Raw genomic sequence first — 23,219 nt, forward strand, 5'->3', positions numbered from 1 at the left:
AGATTAAAGAGATCTACTATTTTTGTGATCCGTATACATTTCATAAATTCTGAAGATTTGTTAGAAAAAAGAGAGCAATTACCCCAAGAGCCATTAATCGATGCAGATTATTTTATTTACTGTTTGGAAGCGGTTGACGATATAGAAACGAACGAGATTACTGAGGCACAGAAAAAATTAGAACAATTGACCTCTCAATATGGCGTAGCCAGTATTTATAAAACCTGTGATACTATTGAAGGTTTAGAAGCTAGTTTAAATACATTAGTGCTGGATGATCATAATTTTAAAGACTATGAAATCATCTATTTGGTAATAACGGGCGAAGCAAATAGTATTTGTTTAAATGATTACTATTATAGTTTACAAGAAATTGCAGAAATTTTTGAAGGGAAATTAAAAGGAAAGATTTTACATTTTTCTAATGCAAAAGCGCTGGATTTAGACGAAGAAGAAGCACAATATTTTTTGGATATCACAGGTGCAAAAGGTGTTTCTGGATACGGTAATTCTTATAATGGAGTCACTAGCTCCAATCTTGATATCGCATTCTTTAACTTGTTTAAAGAAGATGATAATATGTTAGATGTTGTAGAAGAGTTGCATCAAAGACATTACAAAATCTGTAAATTCCTTGATTTTAGACTGTATTATTAAACTGAGATCTTAAGTGTACATGAAATTTATTTTTTCTACAGAATAAGCCAAATGGGGAATTAGGATTATTCGATTAGAAATATCAGTAAAATCACCTTCAATTACAGATAGATTTATTTCCTTATGATATGTTAATTGGGAATGATGATCCCTTTGAATTGCCCTGAATTTGAAAGGAAGTGAATTTATGGCAACTACCTTGCGATTGATTGGGAGGAGCATTCCCACAATCTATTGCAACGAAAGTATATATGTGATTATCGGTCAAATTGATTTCCTTTGGCGAACCTTCTGGGCATCCGGATCCTTGCCATTGACTATTTAAAGTACCCTGATCTTTCCATACGCCATCATTAACTGTATGATCATAAGTCCACAAACGAACTGATTTTCTATCATTATGACAATTACTAACAACTAATTTACTAGCGCTAATTGTTGTTGGCGGCGTTGTTGTCGGAGGAGCTTGTTCTTTAAATTCAGGTTTTTCACACAAGTCATCGCTAAATATCGTATTTTGAGCGATCCATTTACTACGTCCTCTAATCGTAAAACAATGTTCTTTAGTCTTTGCGGATTTAGTGCTTTTTATTTCAAACTCATAGCTAGTTTTGTTTCCATCTAATACAATTGGATCGTAATCTGAGCTACTACCACCATCAATAAGAATGTATTGTTTTGTTAAGTCTGAAGTAGTTGAATTGGTCCATGATAATTTTCCTTTAATCTTTTGAACATAGTGCCATTTCCAAGGCTTATACCATGGTGATTGAATATAGTTTTCTTCCCACTCAAAATTAGAAAGTATAAGATCTGTTGCTTTCTTAGGTTTAGTTTTTAAAATTCTCCATTTCTGAATATCATTACCAGTAAATGAGCTCATTACTAGCGTCCCTCCAGAACTAAAATCTAAGGGTTCTATGACCATTTTTTTGTCAAAATGAGCACTTTGGATATAATACGTATCCACCTCACCAGCAACTGGTGTTATTTTCCATATTTGTTTATGTGCTTGTACTGATGATGTCTTAAGACCCTCCATTACAGATATAGTAGCGTCATCAACTTCACGTTTAGCTTCAATAGAGAAAACAAAATTTCTTGCTATTTGTTTACTGCTAATTGGTCGATCAGGAGCCACAACTTCAGCTGTTGGTGACTGCACCAAATCTGGGCTATTTATTCCAGAACCCGAAGGTTCTTTAGTATTATTATCCTTGATTACCAGAGGAGGTGTTTTAGCAGATAAATAAAAATCAGAACTTATACTGCTATTGTTGTACGCCATAATGTAACGTGCATCTTCACCATATCTTTCTGGAATATTATTTTTACTAAATCGAAACATCTGCGCTCTACCATAATTTATAGAATATGGCCAAACATTTGTTCCATTTGCTTTAACATCATGTTGAACATCTATAACAAGGCCAGTCTTAACGTTTTGGATATAAACCCAGCCCGAACCCCAATTTTGTGAAAATGTATTTATGGTAGCAAAAAATAAAAACAATAGTAGGTAGTGGGCTTTTATAGTTAATTGAATAGTTTTCATTTTTTCCTTTTTTGAGATTAATAAGTACGCAAAGAACTAACAATGAAAAAGAAGTACCAATAGGCAAAACACTAATACAGTAGGGGGATATCACCCAATCATAGAATTAAAGATCCGCAAAGTTCTTTTGTATGGCATATTTGCTTAAAATTTCTTGACAAAATTGAAGATTCAAGAGCTCCTCTAAAATAACAGGAATTTAAGACGATACTGTATCATAATTCTTCAGATACTCCAAAAATATGTTTTATCAGTACATTTTGTATGCCAACATCGTGATGTAAGTAGGAAACAGCGTTTAAACATTAGACATTTGCAGCTTATTAATATTAAAAACAGTCAATATGAAAAATTACATCCTAGTAGTAGTGATGCTGCTTACAATTCAATGTATAAATGCCCAATCTAACATTGATAAAGATGTGAATACATCTGCAATTAATTTAGTTATTGTTAATTATAATGGAGATATTTTATTAAAAAAAGCAACAATAGGTTGGATAACAATAGGTGCATTTTATGAAAAAAGACACACTATAAATGAAGTTATCGATAGTATCTCTAATAAATATGGAGTATCCATTACAAAACCAAATCTTAAAGGTGTTTTTACTTATAAATTTGACTTTAATAATACTGTAAGTATACGACAAGTTTATGTCGCTAAATCTACGACTAATGATTTGCCAACAAATAAAAATGTAGAATTCCGTTGGGCTCCAAAAGATGAAGCTATAGAAAAATTTAAAAGTACTATTCCATCTTTAGGCGAAATGATAGCGCAAGTTATAGACTATCCTCAGGTAGTTTGGGGAGGATCTTTTTTAATTAAAAAAGAAAACAATAAAAAGATTTCTATGATAACAGAGGATTTTTATCCAATAAGCGACGCTTCTACATATAGAGAATCATCTAATGATCCTGCAGTTGTAAAAGCATTACAGAAGTATATGGAAGGTAGCTCTTATAACAAGAGAGAAATGTTACTAAGTGCTTTTTCAGACAACGCTACATTATATCTAACCAACAGGGATGGAGATTTTAAAAGATATTCTCCAAGTGAATACGCTGATTTTTTCAAAAACGCAGAAAAGGGAAAGTTCAACGGGAGAGACGCTAAAATTTTAGAGATTACCGTTACAAAAGATATAGCAACAGCAAAAGTTGAAATTGCTGGTCCTGATAGAGCTTGGGTATATATTGATTTATTCTTGCTTAAAAAAATTAAAAATGATTGGAGAATTATTAGTAAAACTGCAACCAGGGTTGATAAATAAGATAGAGAAGAATGCTTTACAAAAGATAATGGAACATATTTCTCAAAACGATGTGGCTCCTGAGCTGTTACATTGAGGGTGTCGAAGTGTTGTCGAAGGGTGGGAAAATAAGGGAAGCCGATCTTAGGAGATTCGCGATTTCCATAATCTGAAATAGGAGGTAACGGGGAATGTGTAAGGAATTGGATTAATAAATAAAAAATATTTTTATTAAAGAAAATCCACAAGAAACAATCAAATAATTTTGAATTTGTTGGGAATAAAATTTCAATAATTTATAGTAGTTTTTCTTTTTCTAAAGTTTCTTTAAGTTTTTTATGTTGTTCCCAAAACTTGATTTCTATTTTACCAATAACCTCCTCATATTCCGGATGATTTTGTAATCGTTTTAATAACGGATCTTCTCTGATAAACAAAATTACCCAATATTGAAAATCATCTTGTAGACTAAACTTGTCATAAGCTTCTATGGCTTTGCCTGGTATGTTTTCATAAAGATAAAGCACAGCTAAACTTGCCTCTTTATAAATGGACTCATCTTTTTCTAAGTAGTCTTTATATTTATTTAAGTATTGCTCAGCTTTATTAGCAAACCCCATTTTATTATAGGTATATGCAATTTTGATGTTCTCTGCAGGATACAGGTCAATTTTATTGGTAGTAAGTATGTCAATATATTTCTCGTAATAGAATAATGCGTTATTATAATCTTCTTGAAAATAATACATCTTAGCCAATTCTTGAGTAATATCAGTACGTGTAGTATCTTTTTGCCATTCTATAAGCATTTTGCTTGTTAAGATTTTTAAATCCTTGTTATTGGCATAATCTATAAAGTTTTTTAAATAAGTAGAGTAAGGGTTTCTAGGATTATATTTCAAAGATTCTTCAATGTATTCAGAAGCTTTTTTTGTAAACCCATTTTGAACTAAGGCATTACTCAAGTTCAAATAAATATAGCTCTTGGATACAGAATCATTAGCCTCTATATTCAGTTTGATTCCTTGTAATGCATAAGTTAGGTATTTACTAGTATTAGGAACCACTCTAGAATATAAAACAGATAAAAATAATACTACAGAAGAGGCATTAGGATTATAATCGAGTGCTTTTTCCAAATAAGGTATCGCTAACTTAAACTCGGTTACATTTATATAATATAGCGCTTTTGCAATCAGAGGTAATTCTGAAGTAGCATCATACAACAAAGCATTGTCTGCATACTCATTTAATTTGTCTACATATTTTTTTTCAATTTTATTTTCATCTAGATAAAAGTAACAAATGGCAATTTGGGCATAAGCATCAGCATATTTTGAATCTTCTTCTATCGCTTTTTCAAAATTCAAAATACCTTTACGTAATCCTTCTTCACTTTGTTCATTTTGATGTTCTAATCCTTTTAGATAAAAGTCATAAGCTACTAGATTTTCAGTAGGTTTTTTAGCAATAAGTGCAAATTCTTTTGGTGTTACATTTGCTTCTATAGCAAGGGCTATCTTCTTCGCGATGTTATTTTGAAGTTCAAAGATATCATCAAGTTCATATTTATATTGTTCAGACCAAATAGGGCTATCTTCATTTGCATCTATCAATTGAATGCTTAGAAGTACTTCATTTCCTATCTTTTGTCCGCTGCCTTCAATCAAATAGTTGACTTGTAATTCTTCGGCGATTTCGGAAACATTTTTAGGATTGTTTCTATATTTTTCAGTAGATGTCCTACTGATTACTCTTAAATCTTTAATTTTTTGAAGATTATTTAGTGAAGATTCCATGACTCCATTGATGAAGTATAGATTAGAATTATCTTCACTTAAATTTTTGAAAGGTAAAAAGGCAACCGACTTTTCTTTATTTTCTTTGGAAGCTACAGAAGTGAATTGGTCCTTAAAAAAGTAAATAATAGCAATTATAGCTATTGTCGTAATTGCAATAATATATCTATTAATGTTCCTGTTTTTTGTGACAGTTTCTTCCGTTTTTTTATCATCGCTTGGCTTTATAGTCTTTTCTTCTTGTTTTTTGGTTTTTGTTTCACCAGGTGGATATCCATAATATTCACGATAACATTTTGTAAAATAGGACGGATTGCTGAAGCCAACTTCAAATGAAATTTCTGAAGCAGTCAATTCAGTCTCTCCCAACATTTCTGCAGCTTTTTGCAAACGTATCTCTCGGATAAACTGACTGGCAGACAAATTGTTTTGCTTTTTTATTTTCCTCAGTAAACTCGAACGACTCATATTCATTTTGGAAGCCAATTCAGAAACACCAAATTGCTCGTTAGAAATATTTTCTAAAACTGCGGATTTGGCCTGCGATAAAAAAGAATTTGAAGTAGAGTCTTGAGTCATTTTTTGATTAATTAAAACGAAGATAAGTAAAATTTAAACACAGATTTTTAAATCGGCTTTTTCTGATTTTATTATGATTTGCATCATAATTTATAGTCTTGCTACATAATTTATAAGACTGCATTAAACTTCATAACTCTTGATTCATAACTATTTACTGTTGCTTCAACGTTGATTGCATCTTTGTATCATCAAATCGAGATAATAATATTTAAAATTTAAAATCATGAAAAATCCAATTAAAATTCAATCAAGATGTTTAGCTATAATTATATGTATTATAGCAATTGCATTTACATCGTGTTCACAAAAAAGTGAAACCAAAAGCACAACAGCCACTTCAAATGAGAAGATTGCTAAACCTAGTCAAGATATTCATGAAGCGATAATCTCAAATAATTTCGAGGTTGTAAAACAGCATATTGAAAATGGTTCCGATATCAATAAAATAGAAAACATGAGTGGTTCTACACCTTTATTAACTGCAGTGACTTTTAACAGACCTAAAATCGTAGTTGAGTTATTAAAAGCAAATGTTGATTTATCCATAAAGAACAATGATGGCAGCACAGCATTACACACTGCAGCATTTTTTGGAAGAATAGAAATGGTTAAACTATTGTTGGATGCTGGAGCAGATAAAACTATAAAAAACAATTTTGGGGCAACACCAAGAGAAACTGTATTAGGCGAATTTTCGCAAATGAAACCTATTTATGAAATGTTAACTCTTCAATTGCAACCTATGGGTTTCACATTAGACCTTAACGAATTGGAAAAAGCAAGACCTGTAGTGGCTATGATGTTGCAATAAAACATATCTATGATTGCTTATTGCATTCTCAATCTAATAATAAACATTAAATACATCAACCAAATTTCCATAGTATGAAAATTGAAAGACGTTATGATATCGATTGGCTAAGAGTTATAGCTATAGCATTTTTATTAATATACCATATTGCTATTGTGTTTCAACCTTGGGCTATGCTTATAGGCTTCATAAGAAGCGACGAAATCTCTACTACCATCTGGCAACCAATGACCATGTTAAATGTATGGCGGATACCTATTCTTTTCTATGTTTCTGGTATGGGTGTTTATTTTGCTTTGAGAAAACGCAATAACATAGAATTACTAAAAGAGCGTGCAAAAAGAATATTACTGCCATTTTTATTTGGCATTGTGGCTATAACTCCATTACACATGTTTGTGTTTCAAGATTACTATAGTATGGGTTTAAGTTACTATCCGCATATGGGACATCTTTGGTTTTTAGGAAATATTTTTATTTATGTACTTATTGGATTTCCTGTTTTTTACGGCATACAAAAAGGTGTGTTTTCAAAATTCATAGCTTTTTCAAAACAACTATTTAGCAATCCACTAGGCTTATTATCTGTTAATGCATTTTTTGTTGCAGAGGTATTACTATTACAACCAAAACCCTTTGCAATGTATGCGCAAACCTGGCATGGTTTTGCAATTGGTTTATTAGCATTCTTTTTCGGCTTCCTTTTTATGAAAACAGGAAAAGTATTTTGGAATACCGTAAAACGATGGAAATGGCTATTTCTGGGATTGGCAGCTATACTATATACGGTAAGATATGTTCTATTCGGCGCTGAAGGACCTTTATACTTAACTTCTATTGAAAGCAATAGTTGGATCTTCTCAATATTCGGTTTTTGCCATCAATACCTTAATAAACCGAGTAAGATTTTATCCTATTTAAGTAAAGCCGCATATCCTGTTTATATCATACACATGATTGTATTGTATTTAGCAGCAAAATTTATATTGCCTTTAAACTTACCGGCACTAATAGCGTTCGTGCTGATTACACTTATTACGTTTATTGGCTGCTATTTACTTTATGAGTTTCTGATAAGAAGAATCCCTATTCTTAGACCATTGTTTGGTTTAAACTGGAAAGTAGATATAAAGAAAAAAAGGAGCGAAACTGTTGTTGTAAATAAAGCCTAATGCATCGGCTCAAATCTACTTCGTATTTAGAAGAATCATCCTTGAAATTATAAATAAAAGAATCGAAAAATGAAGACTAAAAAAATAAGTTCAAACGTAAAATCATCAAAAAAGAAAACACATCCATTTTGGAGCTTTTTCTGGCTTACTTTTCTTGTCGTTTCGCTCTGGTATGCTTGGTACTCTTTTTATGCACCTTCAAATAATATTGTTTGGGAAAACAATATTGAATCTGCTCAAAAACTTGCAAGCAATTCTGATAAAAATATTATGATATTCTTTACAGCGGAGTGGTGCTCACCATGTAGAATTATGAAACGTCAAGTGTTTGCAGATAAAGAGGTAACGAAAGCTATTAGTGAAAAAGTTGTTACAGTTGAAATTGATATGGATGACCCAAATGCAAAAGCACTTGTAAAGCAATATAATATTGGTGCAACACCAACAACAATTTTCATTAATCCTCAAGGAAAAGTAATGGACTACGCAGTAGGGAAAGTTGAAAAAGCAAAATTCCTTGAAATGCTTCTAAGTATTTAATCAGAGAGAGAATTTCAAATAAAAAATAATAAAAAAATGAGAAATAGCATATCACTTTCAAAAGCTGCTTTAACAGCAGGTATAGGACTGTTAATTATGACATTAACTGTCCCATTTGCTGAATTTAAAATATTACCTGATTTAGTTAATCCTAACAGTGCACTAGAAACTGCAAACAATATCAAGGAAAATTTATTTTTATTTAATGTTGCGATATTCCTCATTTTTATCACAATAGTGGCTGATATTGTTGTTGCTTGGGCTCTTTACGTGTTTTTAAAACCAGTAAACAGAAGTTTATCATTACTTACTGCTTGGTTCCGATTACTATACACTTCAGTTTATCTATTGGCTATTACGAATTTGATTAAGGTATTTACTTTAACAAAAGGGAGTTCGTACTTTCTTTCAAATTCTCAAGAGCAAATTTCAGAATTCATGCTTTTCTATATTAAATCCTACAAGTATGAATGGTTTTTTGGCTTAGTCCTTTTCGGCATTTATCTAATAATGCTTGGTTTTCTTGTCCTAAAAGCAAGTTATATCCATAAAGCAATGGGCTGGTTATTAATCATTGCTGGTATCGGATATGTTATTGGTCATTTAAAAGTATTTCTGTATCCCAATCTCAATACAAGCTTTAGCATGTTCACTGCTTTGGGCGAATTAGTATTTATGCTTTGGCTACTCATTAAAGGTTCAAGAATCAAGGAATTTCAAATAGGTTAATAAAAAGTAATTAAACAGTCAATCAAATCAATAAAAAAACGAACAATTATGAAATCAATTAAAGTTAAATCAATTAAAAAACGAACAATCATGAAAACAGTCAAAAAACAATTATTAAGAATGGCTTGTGTTGCATTTGCACTAGTATCTAGTATAACATCTGCACAAAACACAAAACAAGAATCAACAACAATAAGAGATGGTTTCATCTTCGAGTTTGTTGCAGGTGGAGGTATTATTAGTTTAGAAGATAGTGCAGGTATTCAAACTTTTGACAAATCTCAAGGAGCATTTGTTTTTCCAGATTTAAAATTTGGCTACATGTTAAACGACAAACTCGCCATTACAGCCTCTTTACCTGGAAATATATACGAATTTCAGGATATTGACAGGCATTTTGGAGGGTTCATTCCTTCTGTACAATATTGGGTAAAAGATAGATGGTGGATTCATGGAGGAATTGGCTTAGCAATAGATTCGCCAGCGCTATATGATATTAAAGACGATGTAAATGACGATTGGAACTTTGGTTGTGCTGTTATGGCAAGTACAGGGTATGAAATTTACAAAAAGAAAAACTTCGCGCTTAATTTGCAGTCTAAACTAGTTCTTGGTCGTGCTTCTTTAGATGGAGATGCACATAGAGATGCAGTAATCTTTAATGTAGGATTAGGTTTTAGTTTGCTATAAGCTTTCACTCGAATTATGTATTAGAAAGTCACATATAAACTTTAGCATTTACAGTATTTCTATACTGAATTGGATTTTGTATTACATAATTCGGGTTTGATATTACTTATTAATAAAATGAAAACACTAAGAATTTATCTATTTACCTATACTCTAATGTTAGCACTTATTTGAGAAAAAATGAAACGATTAACAAAATTTATAGATAAGAACATTTCAGGAAAAAAAGTTTTAGGCCTTTTTATCTTGACAAATGTTGTTTACACCTTTATGCTTACTGTTACAATTCCTAAAACAATGGAATTCTCTAACGGAATGAAATTACTGGATATGATGCCTACAGGATATGATCTGGATTATGTAAGAGAATTATTCAGTTTGCTTGGAGAAAATGGACGTTTAACCTATCTAAACAACCAAATACCTGTGGATATGATTTATCCACTACTATTCGGACTTTCTTACTATTTGCTTTTGGGGTATTTATTGAAAAAATTGAACAAGTTAAATTCTGTATATAATTTTCTCTGCCTATTACCAATAATTGCAGGAATTGCAGATTATTTGGAAAATATTGGAATTATAGTAATGTTAAAAAACTATCCTGAATTAACAGAGGTTGCTGTAAAATCAACAAGTTCTTTTTCTCTAATAAAAAGTATTTCGACAAGTATATTCTTTATTGTATTGATAGCAGTATTAATAGCACTTGGAATTAAAGTATTAAACAGAAAAACAATCTAAAAATGAAATACATCTTATTATCCTGTTTCTTTCTAGTACTTAATTGCTCAAACAAAACCAATCAACAAGAGCAATTGCAAACTAAAGAAGACAAAGAAAATTTAATTTCACTAATAGACCAAATATGGACTACCGAACAAACGCCAATTAGATTAAGAGATTCATTGATAGTTATATACGGTGTAGATTCAGAGCTAGCTAAAGAGCAACAGGTAATTATAGATAAAAATCATATAATTAATGAAAGTAGAGTGAAAAGTGTCCTTGAAAAACATGGCTGGCCAACAAAAGAAATGATAGGAGAACGTGGTAATTGGACCATTTGTAATGTTATTCAACATTCAGATAATGAAGTTCGAATACAATACCTTCCAATGATGAGACAAGCCGTCAAGGATAAAAAGTTAGAACCTCGATTCTTGGTAAGGGCAGAGGACAGAATAGCAACTGAGAGAGGTGATTTACAAATCTATGGTGGACAAATGAAATACTACCCAGAAACCAAGAGTTTTAATTTATGGCCAGTTTTTGACCCAGAAAATATAGATAAACGAAGGACAGCAATTGGGCTGGATTCAATCGCCATATTTCTTAAAAATAGATTTGATTTTGAATGGAATATCGAAGAACAAATAAGAAGAACAAGAGAATTTGAAAAGAGAAAACAATAGCACTTATGAAAACAGCAATTTATACATCTTATGGTTCTCCAGAAGTTATCCAGATAGTTGATCAAGAGAAGCCATTACCAAAACCTAATGAAGTTTTAGTGCGAATTAAAGCATCGTCCGCTACGCGTGCCGATACAATGATGAGAGCAGGAATACCGAAATTTGGTAGGTTGTTTCTCGGTTTTTTTAAACCAAAGAATACGTCTCTAGGAACAGGTTTTTCTGGAGTTATTGAATCAGTTGGTACAGAGGTAACTCAATTCAAATTAGGAGATGAAATTTTTGGAGAAAAACTATTTAGTAATGGCACTAACGCAGAATTTCTATGCATTGCTGAGGATTCAATAATTGCTTTTAAACCCAACAATTTATCACATCAAGAAGCTGCACCCGTTTGTGATGGTTTTCTAACCTCTTATAACTTTTTAAAAGACATCGTAAACATTCAACAAGGACAACATATTTTAATAAATGGCGCTTCGGGAAGCTTAGGAACTGCTGCTGTTCAAATAGCAAAACTTATGGGTGCTACCGTCACAAGTGTTTGTAGTACTAAGAATATTGAGTTGGTTAAAACCTTAGGAGCTGATTTTGTGATCGACTATAAAAACGATGACTTTACAAAAAACACCAATACATATGATATTATCTATGATTCGGTAGGAAAAACCAATTATAGTAAGTCCAAAAATGCTTTAAAACCTAGTGGAGTATTTATAACGCCAGTTTTAAGTTTAAATATCTTGTGGTATTCAATGAGTAATCCCAAAAGAGTGAAGTTTGCAGCTACAGGTCTAAAAAAAACTGAGGAATTAAAACGATTATTTTTAGAATTAGTAGACTTTTTTAAACAAAAAAAACTTAATACGGTTATTGATAAAACCTACAACCTATCAGAAATTATAGAAGCGCATCATTATCTCGAAACTGGGCGAAAAGTAGGTAACATTGTTATCGTAAATCAATAATAATAATTTATCAATCAAAAAACGAACATTGTATGTTTTTTAAATCAAAAGAAGGAAAGGAAAAGATACTAAACCTATATCATCAAAAGCTAAACGGCTTATCAATAGATTATTTTGAAAAATTAATAGATACCAAATTTGGTATAACGAATGTAATACGTGTCGGAAACACTAATTTACCACCTCTTGTATTAATTCATGGTACAGGTGGCTGTGCACCTTTAATTTTAGAATCATTTCCTAATTTATCTTCTAAATACTGTGTTTATGCCATTGATGTGCTTGCTCAACCTAACAAGAGTGCAGAACAAAAGTTAGATATGAAATCTCTTGATTATGGACAATGGTTGTTGGAAGTCATCATAAAACTAAGAATTAAAGATGTAACGTTGGTAGGCTTTTCTTTTGGAGGGTTAATTAGTCTAAAGGCGCTAGAGTTTAGTGAAATATCTATAAAAGAAGTCTTTCTAATAGCACCGGTTTATATTGTAAATGGAAATCCCTTTCTAGGCTTAATTAAGATGTTTATACCACTAAAAAAATTCATAAAAACCAATGATCAACATTACATTAAAAAAATAATGGATGTCCTTTTTTCTGAATATGACGATTTTGCAGTAGCGTATATGTCGATTACTTTTCAAAATTGTAATATGGACTTTTCATCATTACCTATCATAGCTAAAAAATTTGCTCAACAAATAAAAACACCTATTACCATTTTCGCCTGTGAAAACGACATTATGTTCCCTGGTAAAAAAATGATAAGAAGAGCCAAAAAGATTTTCCCTTCTTTAAAAGAGACCATATTATTAAGTAGGTCCAAACATGTACCAAATGCAACAAATTTTAATAAAATAGAAAAGATAATTCTAAATAAAAATAAGTAATTAGATGGAGATATTTAAAGTAAGTTTCTTTACTTGAGGGAGCAAAAGTATTTATTTAGGCTCTATCAGAACTAATTAATGATTTGTATTTTTATTTGGAAACCAACCTGTGCTCATCGCAGTCGAAGTAGCAGGAGGGGAGTGTAATGTGTGCGGAATTGGATTGCTTACTAAAAGTAGATTTTAAAACAGTCTTTTAATTTTTTTAATACTATTTAGTATACCTAAAGTAACTATACTACAACCAATAATTAGTTCTAGCCACCAAAAGAAATCAGTATTTCTAAAAAGAATTATAGATATTCTGATCACTAGATAAGCCATCAATAAATAATTAATTATAGTTTTATTCTTTTCTTTTATAGAAAAATAAATAAGGTTCCCAAGTATTAACAATGCGCTAATTATAATTATTCCTGTATTGTAAGGCCAATGCATTACACGCATTAGTATGGCCATAGTTAATATAGCGCTAAGTATCCAACCAAAAATACCAGGATATTGCTTTTCGATTAAAGTACTTTCCATAATACATATAATCGCTAACAAAATTAATTTTATGTTAGTTTTAGTAATCATACTGAAATTTATAATTTCAGTATGTAATACACTAAACAATATAGTATTTATCAAACTTGGTATATAAACTAAGCTAAAGAGAATTGTAACAATTAGTATATATGTGTTTCTAGACAATCTTTATTTTTTAGTATTTAAAAATAACATAAGTTAAAATCTAATTTAAGTAATTAATAACAATAAAAACGATTAGGTTTTAGTTTATAAAGCAATTTTATATAATGTCGAATTATGATTACTATTTCTGTATCATAATTTATATTATGTAAAATAGAATGTTTTAAACCATACCCTATATCAAATTCCTCATCATTATGTATTGTTTATAGATAAATTTATCAATAAGTATCAATATTCGTAATTCTCATAAATCGATTATTCCGTACAATCGTACAGAAATTTTCAAATACGCGATTCTCAGCGATTAGGATTTTATACATCTTTATACCTATATAATTCTTCTTGTAGGCATTTCTATATACATAAAATGAAAACTGTTAAACACAATCCTCAACTAATTCTGATTTATGTTAAATATGAATTTAAAAAATGTTAATTAGTTGACAACAACAATCCTAAATAGTAATTTCATAATTGTTATTGAACCACCCTGTTTTTTTGATACGTAAATTCAATACTAACAATTCAATAACAACATGAAAAAAACAAACTCTAAAACCAAAACTTTAGGTTGGATGATTTCCTACCTAAGAAAATGGTCAACGCCTTTATTGCTGTGCGTTGCCTTTATTTTTCCAAACTTTCAGACTATTTTTTCGCACGGTACTGTAACAAGTCCTCCTAGTAGAGTCTGGATTTGTTTTCAAGAAAATCCCGAGAGTCCCGATTCGCCCGCCTGTATTGATGCTGTAGCTATGTATGGTACGCAAGCATTATATGACTGGAACGAAGTTGCACGTATGGATGCTAATGGTATGCATCAAGCCATTATTGCGGATGGTAATCTTGCTAGTGCAGGACGTCCTGATAAGTATGGTGGCCTTGATCAAGTACGTGATGATTGGGTTGCCACACCGGTTACTCCTGGCCCATTTACGGTAACATGGACAAATTCTGCTCCCCATCAAACATTGTATTATAGAGTGTATATTACGAAAGCGAGCTGGACTCCGGATCAACCTTTAACCTGGGATAACCTTGAACTTCTGGTAGAAACAGAACCGAGAGAAGCATCTGCCACTGACAATATAGATGTTGTACTTCCTGCAAGAACTGGTAAACACATTATTTATAGTATTTGGCAACGATCACTTACAGAAGAAGCTTTTTATTCTACTAGTGATGTTGATTTTGGTCTAACAACAGAACCACAGCCTCCGGTAGCATTATTTACTAGTGATAATGGTCGATGTGGCGGCCCAGATGTGGAGTTTGATGCCAGTGATTCCTTTGATCCTAACGGAGATGCGTTGACTTATTCTTGGGACTTTGGAGATGGTACAACTGCAGAAGGTGTTACCGTTTCTCATAGCTATACCAATCTAGATAGCGCTGCAGTAACCTTAACAGTTAGCGATGGTGTTTTTAGTAGCGGTGTGGTACAAACAATTGACTTAGTGGTAGATACCGATTGTGAAGAAATAATTTGTCCTTTTGATACACCAAGAGCCTCTCCTCTACCTTCTGTAAATAGTTCGTATTCAAATATTTATGTATTGGGGGATAACGGCCCTAATTTAGATAATATAGCCAATTGTTCTATCAATTGGGATTTAGGAAACAATGGTTTATACCAATTTTCATTTAGTACCAATAATGGTATTCCAAACTGGTATAATGATTTAATTGAAATATCTACACAAAACTTTAATGCTCCTGGATCACAACTTACCATTGCTGGTTCTAGTTTTGTAGGATTAGATGGAAGTTATTACGTAACCTTAGACGGAGATAATCTGGTGTTAGTTTCTACTACAGGAGATTTTACCATTTATTGTAGTAATTCTGATATAGCTCCGCAATGTGGTGATATTATTGATCCAGTAAATACTGCTCCTGTAGCTATGCTAACTGCTACTCCAACTACCGGAGTTACTCCTTTGGATGTAGTATTAGATGCTTCTGGATCAACTGATGCAGATAATGATACACTAACTTATAGTATTGATTACGGTGATGGAACTTTTGGATCAGATGCTACTTCTACACATACATACACAACAGGTGATTATACTGCCGCTGTTACGGTTAGTGACGGAAATGGTGGTAGTGATACTGCTTCGGTTATGATTACAGTTACAGATGATATTATAGATCCACCTACTGGTGATTGTTCTTTTGGTGCGCCAATCGAAACTTCTTTGGTAAGTATAAATACATCTTACGATAATGTATACGTTTTGGGTACTGGTGGTCCAGATTTAAGCAATATTAATTTGTTTACACTAAACTGGAACCTTGCTGATAATGGTTTATATCAATTTTCATTTAATTTAGATATAGCTCCTTGGTATATTGATTTCTCAGACGCTACACAAAACTTCAATCAACCGAATCCTCAAATTTCTTTGGTAGGTACTGGTATTCCTGGTTTGGATGGAGATTATTTTGTTACCACAGATCAAAGAAACTTTGTGTTAGTAGCTAAAGATTACACTATCTATTTTAGTGATTCTACCACAGCACCAGTGTGCGAAACTGCTGTAAATAGAGAGAATGAAATAGAAAACATGCTCTTTGAGATGTTTCCGAATCCTGCAACTGGTAGTGTTTCAATAAAAAACACGACGGATTTAAAAAATAGCATCATTATGATTTCTGACCTGAGCGGAAAGAAATTAAAATCAGTAAGAGTACCAACAAGTACTACCGAAATGATAATTGATATTTCTGGAATTAAATCTGGATTATATTTGGTTAATATTTTGGATGATTCTGGTAGTAAACGTAGTTTAAAACTAGTTATCAACTAAGGGCTTGTTCTCTTAGAATAGCATAAATTTCATGAACAACCTTCTAAATTTTAGAAGGTTGTTTTTATTATTACACTAAAAAAATTGAACGTTCGTCCATAGGTTTTAAACCTTTATAAAAAAAATCAGGTAAACACATATTATTATCCTACCTTACTAAGCAAGGCGGTCATTCATCATTTATTAAACCTTATAAATCCTTTTTTATCAATGAGATATCTCTTAATCTTTATATGTATTATTTTTTATAGTTGTTCTAACAAAACTCAGAAAACAGATACATCAATACCTATACAAGGTGAATTCAATGAAAAAGATGTAGCATGGTTTTACAAAAATGGAAATTCTAGTATTAAAGGAATAGCAAAGTTTAGATCAAAAGATGGGGATGTTCGTTTTGGAAAACAATTTAGACTAGAACTAAACCCGTATTCACCATATACAAAGGAACGGTTGAATTATATATACAAAAACGATGATGCTGGTTTTGTGTATGTAGAAGATGGCATTCCTAAATTTACTCCAGATCCAGAAGGATATCATAAAACCAGGAAAATAATGTGTAATGAACAAGGAGAATTTGAATTCAAAAATTTACCTCCAGGAGATTATTACATCATTGCTTTTATGTTATGGAATGAAACAGGTGGAGGCATTATGAAACATATAAAACTAGGTGATAACGAAACAAAAGTTGTGGAAATGGTTAATTTCTAAAAGAATACAATAATTAGACTAAAAAAAAGAGCATTCAAAAATGAAAAGCAATATACTCACACTTAGCATTCTATATCCATTCTGTATGATCATTGGTATGTTTGCTTATAGAAATTATTCTGTAATAAACGATTTTGTTTGCTATATAAATTAAAGGGGACAATTGTGCCCCCTTTATTATGATTTAATGATATGTTATTCAATTATTATTTGATGGGTTTCGTCTTTGCCATTTCCTGTTATCTTTAAAAAGTAGTTACCTCCTTTTAAATTGCTGACATCTAATTGAATTTTATTAGTTTTATAGTCCATTTTTATTTGTTTAACAGTTGCTCCTGTAAAATCATGTAATGTAATAATTGTAGATTCTACGACTATATTATTGTCAAAACTGAAATTTTTAGTGGTACTCATCCGCTCAATTGTTAATTGATCAGATGTTGGATTTGGATATGCTCTCATTGAATAAATTCCGATTCCAGAACAACCTGGAATAGATTGAGAACCATAAGCAGAATCTCCACAGGAATTTGTAGCCTGTACTTGAAGATAACCTCCGCCACAGCCTACATAATAATTCAGATAAGAACTAGAGGTGGTTACTTGAGTCGAACCATTAATACCGTAAATTATCCAGTTATAAGGCGCAGAGCCACCAAAAGCTTGTGCATTAACCCAACCATTATTATTTCCATATATAGAAAGCGACATGTTCGTACTTGCACCATTAGCAGTTGCTGTTCTTTGCATAGTGTAGGTATTACCACAACTATTAGGAGGTGTCACAACAGCTCTTACCCAAGCGCTTCCTGTTCCATTGGCTTTAAAGGTACTCGGATTTGTTCCTTGTGTAGATGTTCTAGTTAAATTACTACTGCTACTCCAATTAATTGTTGAACCTGCCGGTAAATTGTAAACGGTAACTTTTCTTTCTGTACATCCGATAGTTCCTGGATTACTTGTATAAGCTCCATTAAGTGTATTGGTAGTTTGCGCTCCTGTTCCACAAGGATCTAGCCAGTTGCTTAATCGAGTACTATTTGTACCTCCGCCATTCCATGATAAATTAAATCTTCCGTATTCTCCTCTATTCTGATTACAATACGTATTGAAGGGGTTATAGTTTTGATTCCCATGTAGTTGTCCTACGACTCTTTGATTCTGATTAAAAATTGGACTACCTGAAGAACCATGTTGAACTACGCCATCATCAAAATTGACAAGCCAACGATTATTGGTTCCATTCCAACTTGATACTTGGAAATTATTGTTTTCAATAGAAATTTTCCTTAAATCACCTGCGGGATGATGTATAGATGCACCACTGGTTGGAGTATTTGTTCTTCTATCCCAGCCTGCATAGGTATGGGTACCATTATATTTCAAGCTCTCAATTTCTAAGAGAAGAAAATCGGTATTAAACCATCCAGCTCTAAATGTGGCTCCGTTAGAATTAACAAAATTAAAATGACTACTTGTTGTGCTACATGAGACTCTTCTAAAACCAAACTTGAACAACCAATCTTCAGCATTATTTCTTTCACTTGTACTTAACGTTCCATTATTATTGGAATCGGCACAATGAAAAGCAGAAAGAAAATAAGGTCTTAAACTGTTATCAGTGCTATTTAAAAGACAACCGCTACAATGTTCTGCTCCACTAGATAATAAAACTAAAGCTACAGAATTACCAGTTTGCACCCAAGCATTAAAGCAAGCTAGATCATTATTACAGGCTTCGGATGCACCAGGTGTTCCCCAAGTTCTCTCGCTGTTAAGTCCACGATACGCGTGTACTACACGTTTTATAGTAAAACTACTTCTATTCTCTGAATTTTTTGGTTCTTTCACATACATAATAACACGATCACCAAATATTAGATCTGTCAAGAAAACACCCTTTTTTTTATTGCTTTCACTTGTTACAGGCCCATAAATCATAGTTCCACTATCGTTATATAAGTAAAGCTCTGCACCATCTGCAAGTTTTAGGTTTTTAAGAACAAAATTAATAGAAAGAGCACCTTTGGAATAAAATTCTGATGACCAGACTCTACCATCCTCAGTATCTGTACCGTCCTTTCCAACGTCTACCCTAATATTGGTATCAAAACTTTTTCCAAATCGATAAGGTCTTGCTTTTTCTGACTTTTCTGTTCTTTTATCTTCTTCAATCAATGTGTTTACATTGAAATCAGGCATTGTGATTAATCTTTGTGTTTTTTGATTAATGTTTAATTCTGTAATCTTTTCTAAAGCATTACCTTCTGGATAATAGTTCGATTCAACCTGTGAAAAAGTGACCTGAATAGTAAGAAAAAACAGCGCATAAATAAAGTGTTTCGTTTGCATAATTGATTATTTATTGGTTAATATTTAATTTTATCTCATATAACTAACATTAATAATCTCACTACTGTTTTTAATGATAAAAACTTCTATTAAAAGCATCTATTCTTTTGATAGCAAAGTTTACTACAATAACGATAAATTATGAATGAACACGACCTGATGTCATGTGATTTAGGGGTAGTTTTTAAATTTACAAAAAAAACAATATAAAATATTGACTGTTAAGCACTAAGTGTTAAATTTTTAGGGAATTTAACATATGTTTTTTTATTAAATCAATTGAAGATTTTAGAATAAGTTCAGATAGCGTTTAAAACCTATTTAATCAAAAAAATAGTATTTGTTATCTGGTGTTATACTAGCGAAAACTTCCTGGGTATAGCTCTCCTGATATTAAAAAATATCATTACCAATGTCCTGTTCCAGGTTCTCCTTTAAAAGGTCCAACCAAATCAGAAGTGATCCATCCTGCATAAAATTGGCTAGCTTGTGCTCTTACTTGTTCTCCATCAACATAACAATCAAGATGTTGCGGATAAAAAGCGATATGATCTTTTAATGCTTCAAATTCTAAAAATGGATTAGGATATGACCACGCCACAGGAATATTAATCACTTCCTTTAATGTCCAATACACTGCATTTCCTTTCCATTCGCACATAGAACTTTTATTAGGCATCGCAACAAGCGTATTCATATCAATATCATTTTTAGGGATATAATATGTTGGTGGGCTTGCAGTCTCTAGTACTGCAAGTGCATTACTAGAATCTACAATCCTAGTATTTTTATGATTCACAATTACTGGCTTACTAACTTTTTCAATGATCGGGGGACGAGGAAAATCCCAAACTGATCGCTGATTCTCTTTAGGTTCAATTGCAAATGAAGGCCTTTCTGCACCCTTATAATTCCAGTGTTCTCGAGCTTTTTTTAACCAGTCTATCTTTGTTTTACCTTTTTTATTAGATCCCATAATTGTAGTTTATACAGTATATTTAATTATCACACCTGAAATAGCAGCAGACCTAATTTATTACGTAAACGCATCTTGATGTATAAAATTAATCCTACGACTACCCCACTTTCCTCAAAATATTTAAAGGCGGACTTTGTAACACACTTTTAATATTACTTAATCCAATGAGCAATACTAAAATTACAATACTAGGCAGAAACAGTAAGAATGGAATGCCAGAAGGCACAAAAGGCTCTTCGAATAATAAGGTTGCTAATAATTGGCTACTGATTAAAGATAATAGGATTCCAGCCAAGCTGCCAAGTATTCCTAAAAATAAATACTCTAGCGCCGTAATACTAAGAATTTGTTTGCTTTTTGCACCCAATGTGCGTAATAACACACTCTCTTTAATACGTTGATATTTACTATTTCGAACCGAACCTATTAATACAATAATACCTGTAAGAATACTAAAGAATGCCATAAAATTAATCACCCAGGAGATTTTTCCTAGAATGTCTTCAATAACAGTATAGATCTGCCTAAGATCGAAGACAGTAACATTTGGAAATTTACTTACTAGTTCTTGTTGCAAAGCAGCAGATTGCTTGTTATCTGGTACATATGTAGTGAGCACATGAAATTGAGGTGCTTGTTCTAATACACCTTTTGGAAACACTACCATAAAATTTAACTGTAAGCGTGTCCAATCTACTTTTCTGATGCTTCCAACAATGGTTTCCATTAATACACCTTGTATATTAAAAATAACTGGATCCCCTACTCCTAACTTTGCATTTTCGGCAAGACTTTCTGATATTGAGATGGAAACTTTTTCTCCAGATTTAACTTCTTTTACCCAGCTACCATCAATTATAGATTCAGAAGCAATAAGCGAATCTCTAAAAGTTGTCCTAAATTCATGGTTGAGTACCCAATCATTAACTGTGGAAGTTGTATCCTTTCGAATCTCATTACTTAACTCTCCATTAATACTATGCATTCGCATAGTAACAATCGATAAATTATCGATAACTTCTAATCCAGCTGGAGTCATGCTGGCAATTACAGCATCACGCTGCTCTGGTTGCACATCTACTAAAATAATATTCGCATTGTCTGAACCGTTATCCAATGCTGTTTTTGTTAATAGGATGTCTTTAGTGAAATATAAAGTACTAATTAAAAAAGTACCAAGACCTATCGCAAATATAAGTACAGTAGTCTGATTATTAGGTCTAAAGAGATTCAATAAACTCGTTCTAGCCGTAAATCCCCAAGCGGTTGGAAAATATTTTTTGATTACCTTAATAAATAAGGTAGAGATACCTGCTAAAATAGCAAAGGTGGTAAAAATACCTGCTACAAAGGCAAAAGCAAATAGTATATCTCTAAAAATCCATAGGGAGAATAAAAGAATAAAAAGCAAAATTGCTCCAAAAGTAATTATTCGAATCTTTTTGGATCCTTTAGCTTGTTTTTCTGACACCCGTAACACTTCTAACGGAGATACATACCAGGTAGCCAGTAAAGGTTGTAATGCAAATAGTACCGACATCAAAACACCTAATAGTAATCCCATAAAAATTGGCTGTAGACTTATAGAAACTTCTATATCAAATGGTAAAAATCCTTCCAAAAGAAATGGAAGTAATTGTTGAAGTCCTATACCCGCTACTGTTCCTAAAATTCCACCAATAAGTCCCATCACAGCAATTTGTATTAGGTAAATCAAAAAAGCCTGTTTTCTACTCGCTCCTAAACATTTTAAAACCGCAACATCTGTTAATTTCTCTTTGATATAGATATGTACTGAACTAGCTATGCCAATGCAACCTAGTAGTAAGGCTATAAAAGCCGCCAAGTTCAGAAATTTACCCAGATTTCCATAACCACGTCCTATTCGCTGACTAGTACTGGTATGCGTATCAAGGTCAGCGTTTTCTGTATCTAAGATAGGATCTAACGTTTTATCTAATTTAATCAGATCAACTTCTGGTGATTCAAAAAAATATTGATATCTCTTTCTACTACCCAATTGCAACAATTCGGTCTGTTCTATAAATCGATATGGGATTAGTACTGTGGGAGCTACCGTTGATGAGATTCCAGAACTACCTGGCATTGAATTAATAGCTCCTATAATAGGAAAAGTAACCAATCCTAACTTGATAGAATCACCTGGTTTTATATCATATTGCAACATAAGTGTAGCATCTACTAAGGCTCCTCCCCTTTTTTGATACTCAGCAGCTGCAGTACTAGGTTCCGTTTCCAAAGTTCCATAAAAAGGAAAATTGCCCTCCATACCTCTCACTTGTACCAATTTTGCTGCTCCATTACTTGAAAATGCTGCCATGGACGGAAAATTAACTTCATAGGCATCTGCTCCCAACGAGTCGATAATAGCTTGTACTTTCTTATTAGGGAGTTGTCTACTATCAATAATAAAATCAGCACCCATCAATACTTTGGATTGATCTTGTATATTTTGTTTTACATTTTCACTAAATAATTGTATCGAAACTACGGCGGCAATACCAAGAATGATAGATGCCATAAATAATAGTAACCTAGAAATACTAGATCTTCCATCACGCCACGCCATCTTTA

19 protein-coding genes are annotated in these 23,219 nt (G+C 32.2%); 13 read left to right on the top strand and 6 right to left on the bottom strand.

Features of this window, described 5'->3' with window-relative positions; genetic code table 11:
* The first annotated feature begins 57 nt into the window (after positions 1 to 57).
* A complete protein-coding gene (locus NMK29_RS08745) occupies positions 58 to 657 on the top strand; it encodes a DUF6642 family protein (RefSeq protein WP_108804255.1) in 600 nt (199 codons plus the stop codon).
* Positions 658 to 778: 121 nt separating this feature from the next.
* On the opposite strand, the gene NMK29_RS08750 is transcribed toward NMK29_RS08745, so the two are convergent.
* A complete protein-coding gene (locus NMK29_RS08750) occupies positions 779 to 2,212 on the bottom strand; it encodes an RICIN domain-containing protein (RefSeq protein ID WP_108804254.1) in 1,434 nt (477 codons plus the stop codon).
* Between the two features lie 344 nt (positions 2,213 to 2,556).
* Here NMK29_RS08750 and NMK29_RS08755 point away from each other — a divergent pair, with 344 nt between their 5' ends.
* Entirely contained in the window at positions 2,557 to 3,489 is a 933-nt protein-coding gene (locus NMK29_RS08755; protein WP_234424298.1) for a nuclear transport factor 2 family protein, read from the top strand.
* Positions 3,490 to 3,764: 275 nt separating this feature from the next.
* Here the strand turns inward: NMK29_RS08755 and NMK29_RS08760 are convergent, their stop codons facing one another.
* Positions 3,765 to 5,846: a helix-turn-helix domain-containing protein gene (locus NMK29_RS08760; RefSeq protein WP_108804253.1), complete on the bottom strand. Its 2,082-nt coding sequence runs from the start codon at positions 5,844 to 5,846 to the stop codon at positions 3,765 to 3,767.
* 226 nt (positions 5,847 to 6,072) lie between these two features.
* On the opposite strand from NMK29_RS08760, the gene NMK29_RS08765 reads away from it, so the two are divergent.
* The 9 genes from NMK29_RS08765 (at position 6,073) to NMK29_RS08805 (ending at position 13,064) form a co-directional block, all read left to right on the top strand.
* Entirely contained in the window at positions 6,073 to 6,660 is a 588-nt protein-coding gene (locus NMK29_RS08765; protein ID WP_091405301.1) for an ankyrin repeat domain-containing protein, read from the top strand.
* Positions 6,661 to 6,734: 74 nt separating this feature from the next.
* A complete protein-coding gene (locus NMK29_RS08770; protein WP_108804252.1) occupies positions 6,735 to 7,832 on the top strand; it encodes an acyltransferase family protein in 1,098 nt (365 codons plus the stop codon).
* Between the two features lie 69 nt (positions 7,833 to 7,901).
* The gene (locus NMK29_RS08775) at positions 7,902 to 8,372 is read left to right on the top strand and encodes a thioredoxin family protein (RefSeq protein ID WP_108804251.1); all 471 of its coding nucleotides are present in this window, start codon (positions 7,902 to 7,904) and stop codon (positions 8,370 to 8,372) included.
* Positions 8,373 to 8,408: 36 nt separating this feature from the next.
* The gene (locus NMK29_RS08780; protein ID WP_108804250.1) at positions 8,409 to 9,101 is read left to right on the top strand and encodes a DUF4386 domain-containing protein; all 693 of its coding nucleotides are present in this window, start codon (positions 8,409 to 8,411) and stop codon (positions 9,099 to 9,101) included.
* Between the two features lie 90 nt (positions 9,102 to 9,191).
* Positions 9,192 to 9,791: a hypothetical protein gene (locus NMK29_RS08785; RefSeq protein ID WP_108804590.1), complete on the top strand. Its 600-nt coding sequence runs from the start codon at positions 9,192 to 9,194 to the stop codon at positions 9,789 to 9,791.
* 180 nt (positions 9,792 to 9,971) lie between these two features.
* Positions 9,972 to 10,535, top strand: a complete 564-nt coding sequence (locus tag NMK29_RS08790; RefSeq protein ID WP_108804249.1) for a hypothetical protein — start codon at positions 9,972 to 9,974, stop codon at positions 10,533 to 10,535.
* A gap of 2 nt (positions 10,536 to 10,537) precedes the next feature.
* The gene (locus NMK29_RS08795) at positions 10,538 to 11,206 is read left to right on the top strand and encodes a DUF6624 domain-containing protein (protein WP_108804248.1); all 669 of its coding nucleotides are present in this window, start codon (positions 10,538 to 10,540) and stop codon (positions 11,204 to 11,206) included.
* A gap of 5 nt (positions 11,207 to 11,211) precedes the next feature.
* Positions 11,212 to 12,174: an NAD(P)-dependent alcohol dehydrogenase gene (locus NMK29_RS08800; RefSeq protein WP_108804247.1), complete on the top strand. Its 963-nt coding sequence runs from the start codon at positions 11,212 to 11,214 to the stop codon at positions 12,172 to 12,174.
* 32 nt (positions 12,175 to 12,206) lie between these two features.
* Complete coding sequence (locus tag NMK29_RS08805; protein WP_108804246.1) at positions 12,207 to 13,064, top strand: alpha/beta fold hydrolase; 858 nt, start codon at positions 12,207 to 12,209, stop codon at positions 13,062 to 13,064.
* A gap of 183 nt (positions 13,065 to 13,247) precedes the next feature.
* On the opposite strand, the gene NMK29_RS08810 is transcribed toward NMK29_RS08805, so the two are convergent.
* Positions 13,248 to 13,643 (bottom strand): hypothetical protein, encoded by a 396-nt coding sequence (locus NMK29_RS08810; RefSeq protein ID WP_159092281.1) that lies wholly within the window; start codon positions 13,641 to 13,643, stop codon positions 13,248 to 13,250.
* Between the two features lie 656 nt (positions 13,644 to 14,299).
* On the opposite strand from NMK29_RS08810, the gene NMK29_RS08815 reads away from it, so the two are divergent.
* A complete protein-coding gene (locus tag NMK29_RS08815) occupies positions 14,300 to 16,576 on the top strand; it encodes a lytic polysaccharide monooxygenase (protein WP_234424297.1) in 2,277 nt (758 codons plus the stop codon).
* Positions 16,577 to 16,786: 210 nt separating this feature from the next.
* Positions 16,787 to 17,293: a hypothetical protein gene (locus NMK29_RS08820; protein WP_108804244.1), complete on the top strand. Its 507-nt coding sequence runs from the start codon at positions 16,787 to 16,789 to the stop codon at positions 17,291 to 17,293.
* A 195-nt stretch (positions 17,294 to 17,488) separates the two neighbouring features.
* On the opposite strand, the gene NMK29_RS08825 is transcribed toward NMK29_RS08820, so the two are convergent.
* The 3 genes from NMK29_RS08825 to NMK29_RS08835 all read right to left on the bottom strand — a co-directional run bounded on the left by NMK29_RS08825 (position 17,489) and on the right by NMK29_RS08835 (position 23,214).
* Positions 17,489 to 19,645, bottom strand: coding sequence for a T9SS type A sorting domain-containing protein (locus tag NMK29_RS08825; RefSeq protein WP_108804243.1), 2,157 nt, complete (start codon positions 19,643 to 19,645; stop codon positions 17,489 to 17,491).
* Between the two features lie 406 nt (positions 19,646 to 20,051).
* On the bottom strand, positions 20,052 to 20,621 hold the full coding sequence (locus NMK29_RS08830; protein ID WP_108804242.1) for a DUF427 domain-containing protein: 570 nt from the start codon (positions 20,619 to 20,621) through the stop codon (positions 20,052 to 20,054).
* A 100-nt stretch (positions 20,622 to 20,721) separates the two neighbouring features.
* Positions 20,722 to 23,214: an ABC transporter permease gene (locus NMK29_RS08835; protein WP_108804588.1), complete on the bottom strand. Its 2,493-nt coding sequence runs from the start codon at positions 23,212 to 23,214 to the stop codon at positions 20,722 to 20,724.
* Positions 23,215 to 23,219: the final 5 nt, after the last annotated feature.

Source organism: Aquimarina sp. Aq107 (genome assembly GCF_943733665.1).
Taxonomy (GTDB): Bacteria; Bacteroidota; Bacteroidia; order Flavobacteriales; family Flavobacteriaceae; genus Aquimarina.

What these genes read in the sequence shown, in the direction of transcription:
- NMK29_RS08805 (WP_108804246.1), top strand. Translation starts at nt 12,207, where the DNA reads ATGTTTTTTAAATCAAAAGAAGGAAAGGAAAAGATACTAAACCTATAT.
- NMK29_RS08815 (WP_234424297.1), top strand. Translation starts at nt 14,300, where the DNA reads ATGAAAAAAACAAACTCTAAAACCAAAACTTTAGGTTGGATGATTTCC.
- NMK29_RS08790 (WP_108804249.1), top strand. Translation starts at nt 9,972, where the DNA reads ATGAAACGATTAACAAAATTTATAGATAAGAACATTTCAGGAAAAAAA.
- NMK29_RS08810 (WP_159092281.1), bottom strand. Translation starts at nt 13,643, where the DNA reads ATGATTACTAAAACTAACATAAAATTAATTTTGTTAGCGATTATATGT.
- NMK29_RS08765 (WP_091405301.1), top strand. Translation starts at nt 6,073, where the DNA reads ATGAAAAATCCAATTAAAATTCAATCAAGATGTTTAGCTATAATTATA.
- NMK29_RS08775 (WP_108804251.1), top strand. Translation starts at nt 7,902, where the DNA reads ATGAAGACTAAAAAAATAAGTTCAAACGTAAAATCATCAAAAAAGAAA.
- NMK29_RS08795 (WP_108804248.1), top strand. Translation starts at nt 10,538, where the DNA reads ATGAAATACATCTTATTATCCTGTTTCTTTCTAGTACTTAATTGCTCA.
- NMK29_RS08755 (WP_234424298.1), top strand. Translation starts at nt 2,557, where the DNA reads ATGAAAAATTACATCCTAGTAGTAGTGATGCTGCTTACAATTCAATGT.
- NMK29_RS08770 (WP_108804252.1), top strand. Translation starts at nt 6,735, where the DNA reads ATGAAAATTGAAAGACGTTATGATATCGATTGGCTAAGAGTTATAGCT.
- NMK29_RS08760 (WP_108804253.1), bottom strand. Translation starts at nt 5,846, where the DNA reads ATGACTCAAGACTCTACTTCAAATTCTTTTTTATCGCAGGCCAAATCC.
- NMK29_RS08780 (WP_108804250.1), top strand. Translation starts at nt 8,409, where the DNA reads ATGAGAAATAGCATATCACTTTCAAAAGCTGCTTTAACAGCAGGTATA.
- NMK29_RS08825 (WP_108804243.1), bottom strand. Translation starts at nt 19,645, where the DNA reads ATGCAAACGAAACACTTTATTTATGCGCTGTTTTTTCTTACTATTCAG.
- NMK29_RS08800 (WP_108804247.1), top strand. Translation starts at nt 11,212, where the DNA reads ATGAAAACAGCAATTTATACATCTTATGGTTCTCCAGAAGTTATCCAG.
- NMK29_RS08830 (WP_108804242.1), bottom strand. Translation starts at nt 20,621, where the DNA reads ATGGGATCTAATAAAAAAGGTAAAACAAAGATAGACTGGTTAAAAAAA.
- NMK29_RS08835 (WP_108804588.1), bottom strand. Translation starts at nt 23,214, where the DNA reads ATGGCGTGGCGTGATGGAAGATCTAGTATTTCTAGGTTACTATTATTT.
- NMK29_RS08820 (WP_108804244.1), top strand. Translation starts at nt 16,787, where the DNA reads ATGAGATATCTCTTAATCTTTATATGTATTATTTTTTATAGTTGTTCT.
- NMK29_RS08750 (WP_108804254.1), bottom strand. Translation starts at nt 2,212, where the DNA reads ATGAAAACTATTCAATTAACTATAAAAGCCCACTACCTACTATTGTTT.
- NMK29_RS08785 (WP_108804590.1), top strand. Translation starts at nt 9,192, where the DNA reads ATGAAAACAGTCAAAAAACAATTATTAAGAATGGCTTGTGTTGCATTT.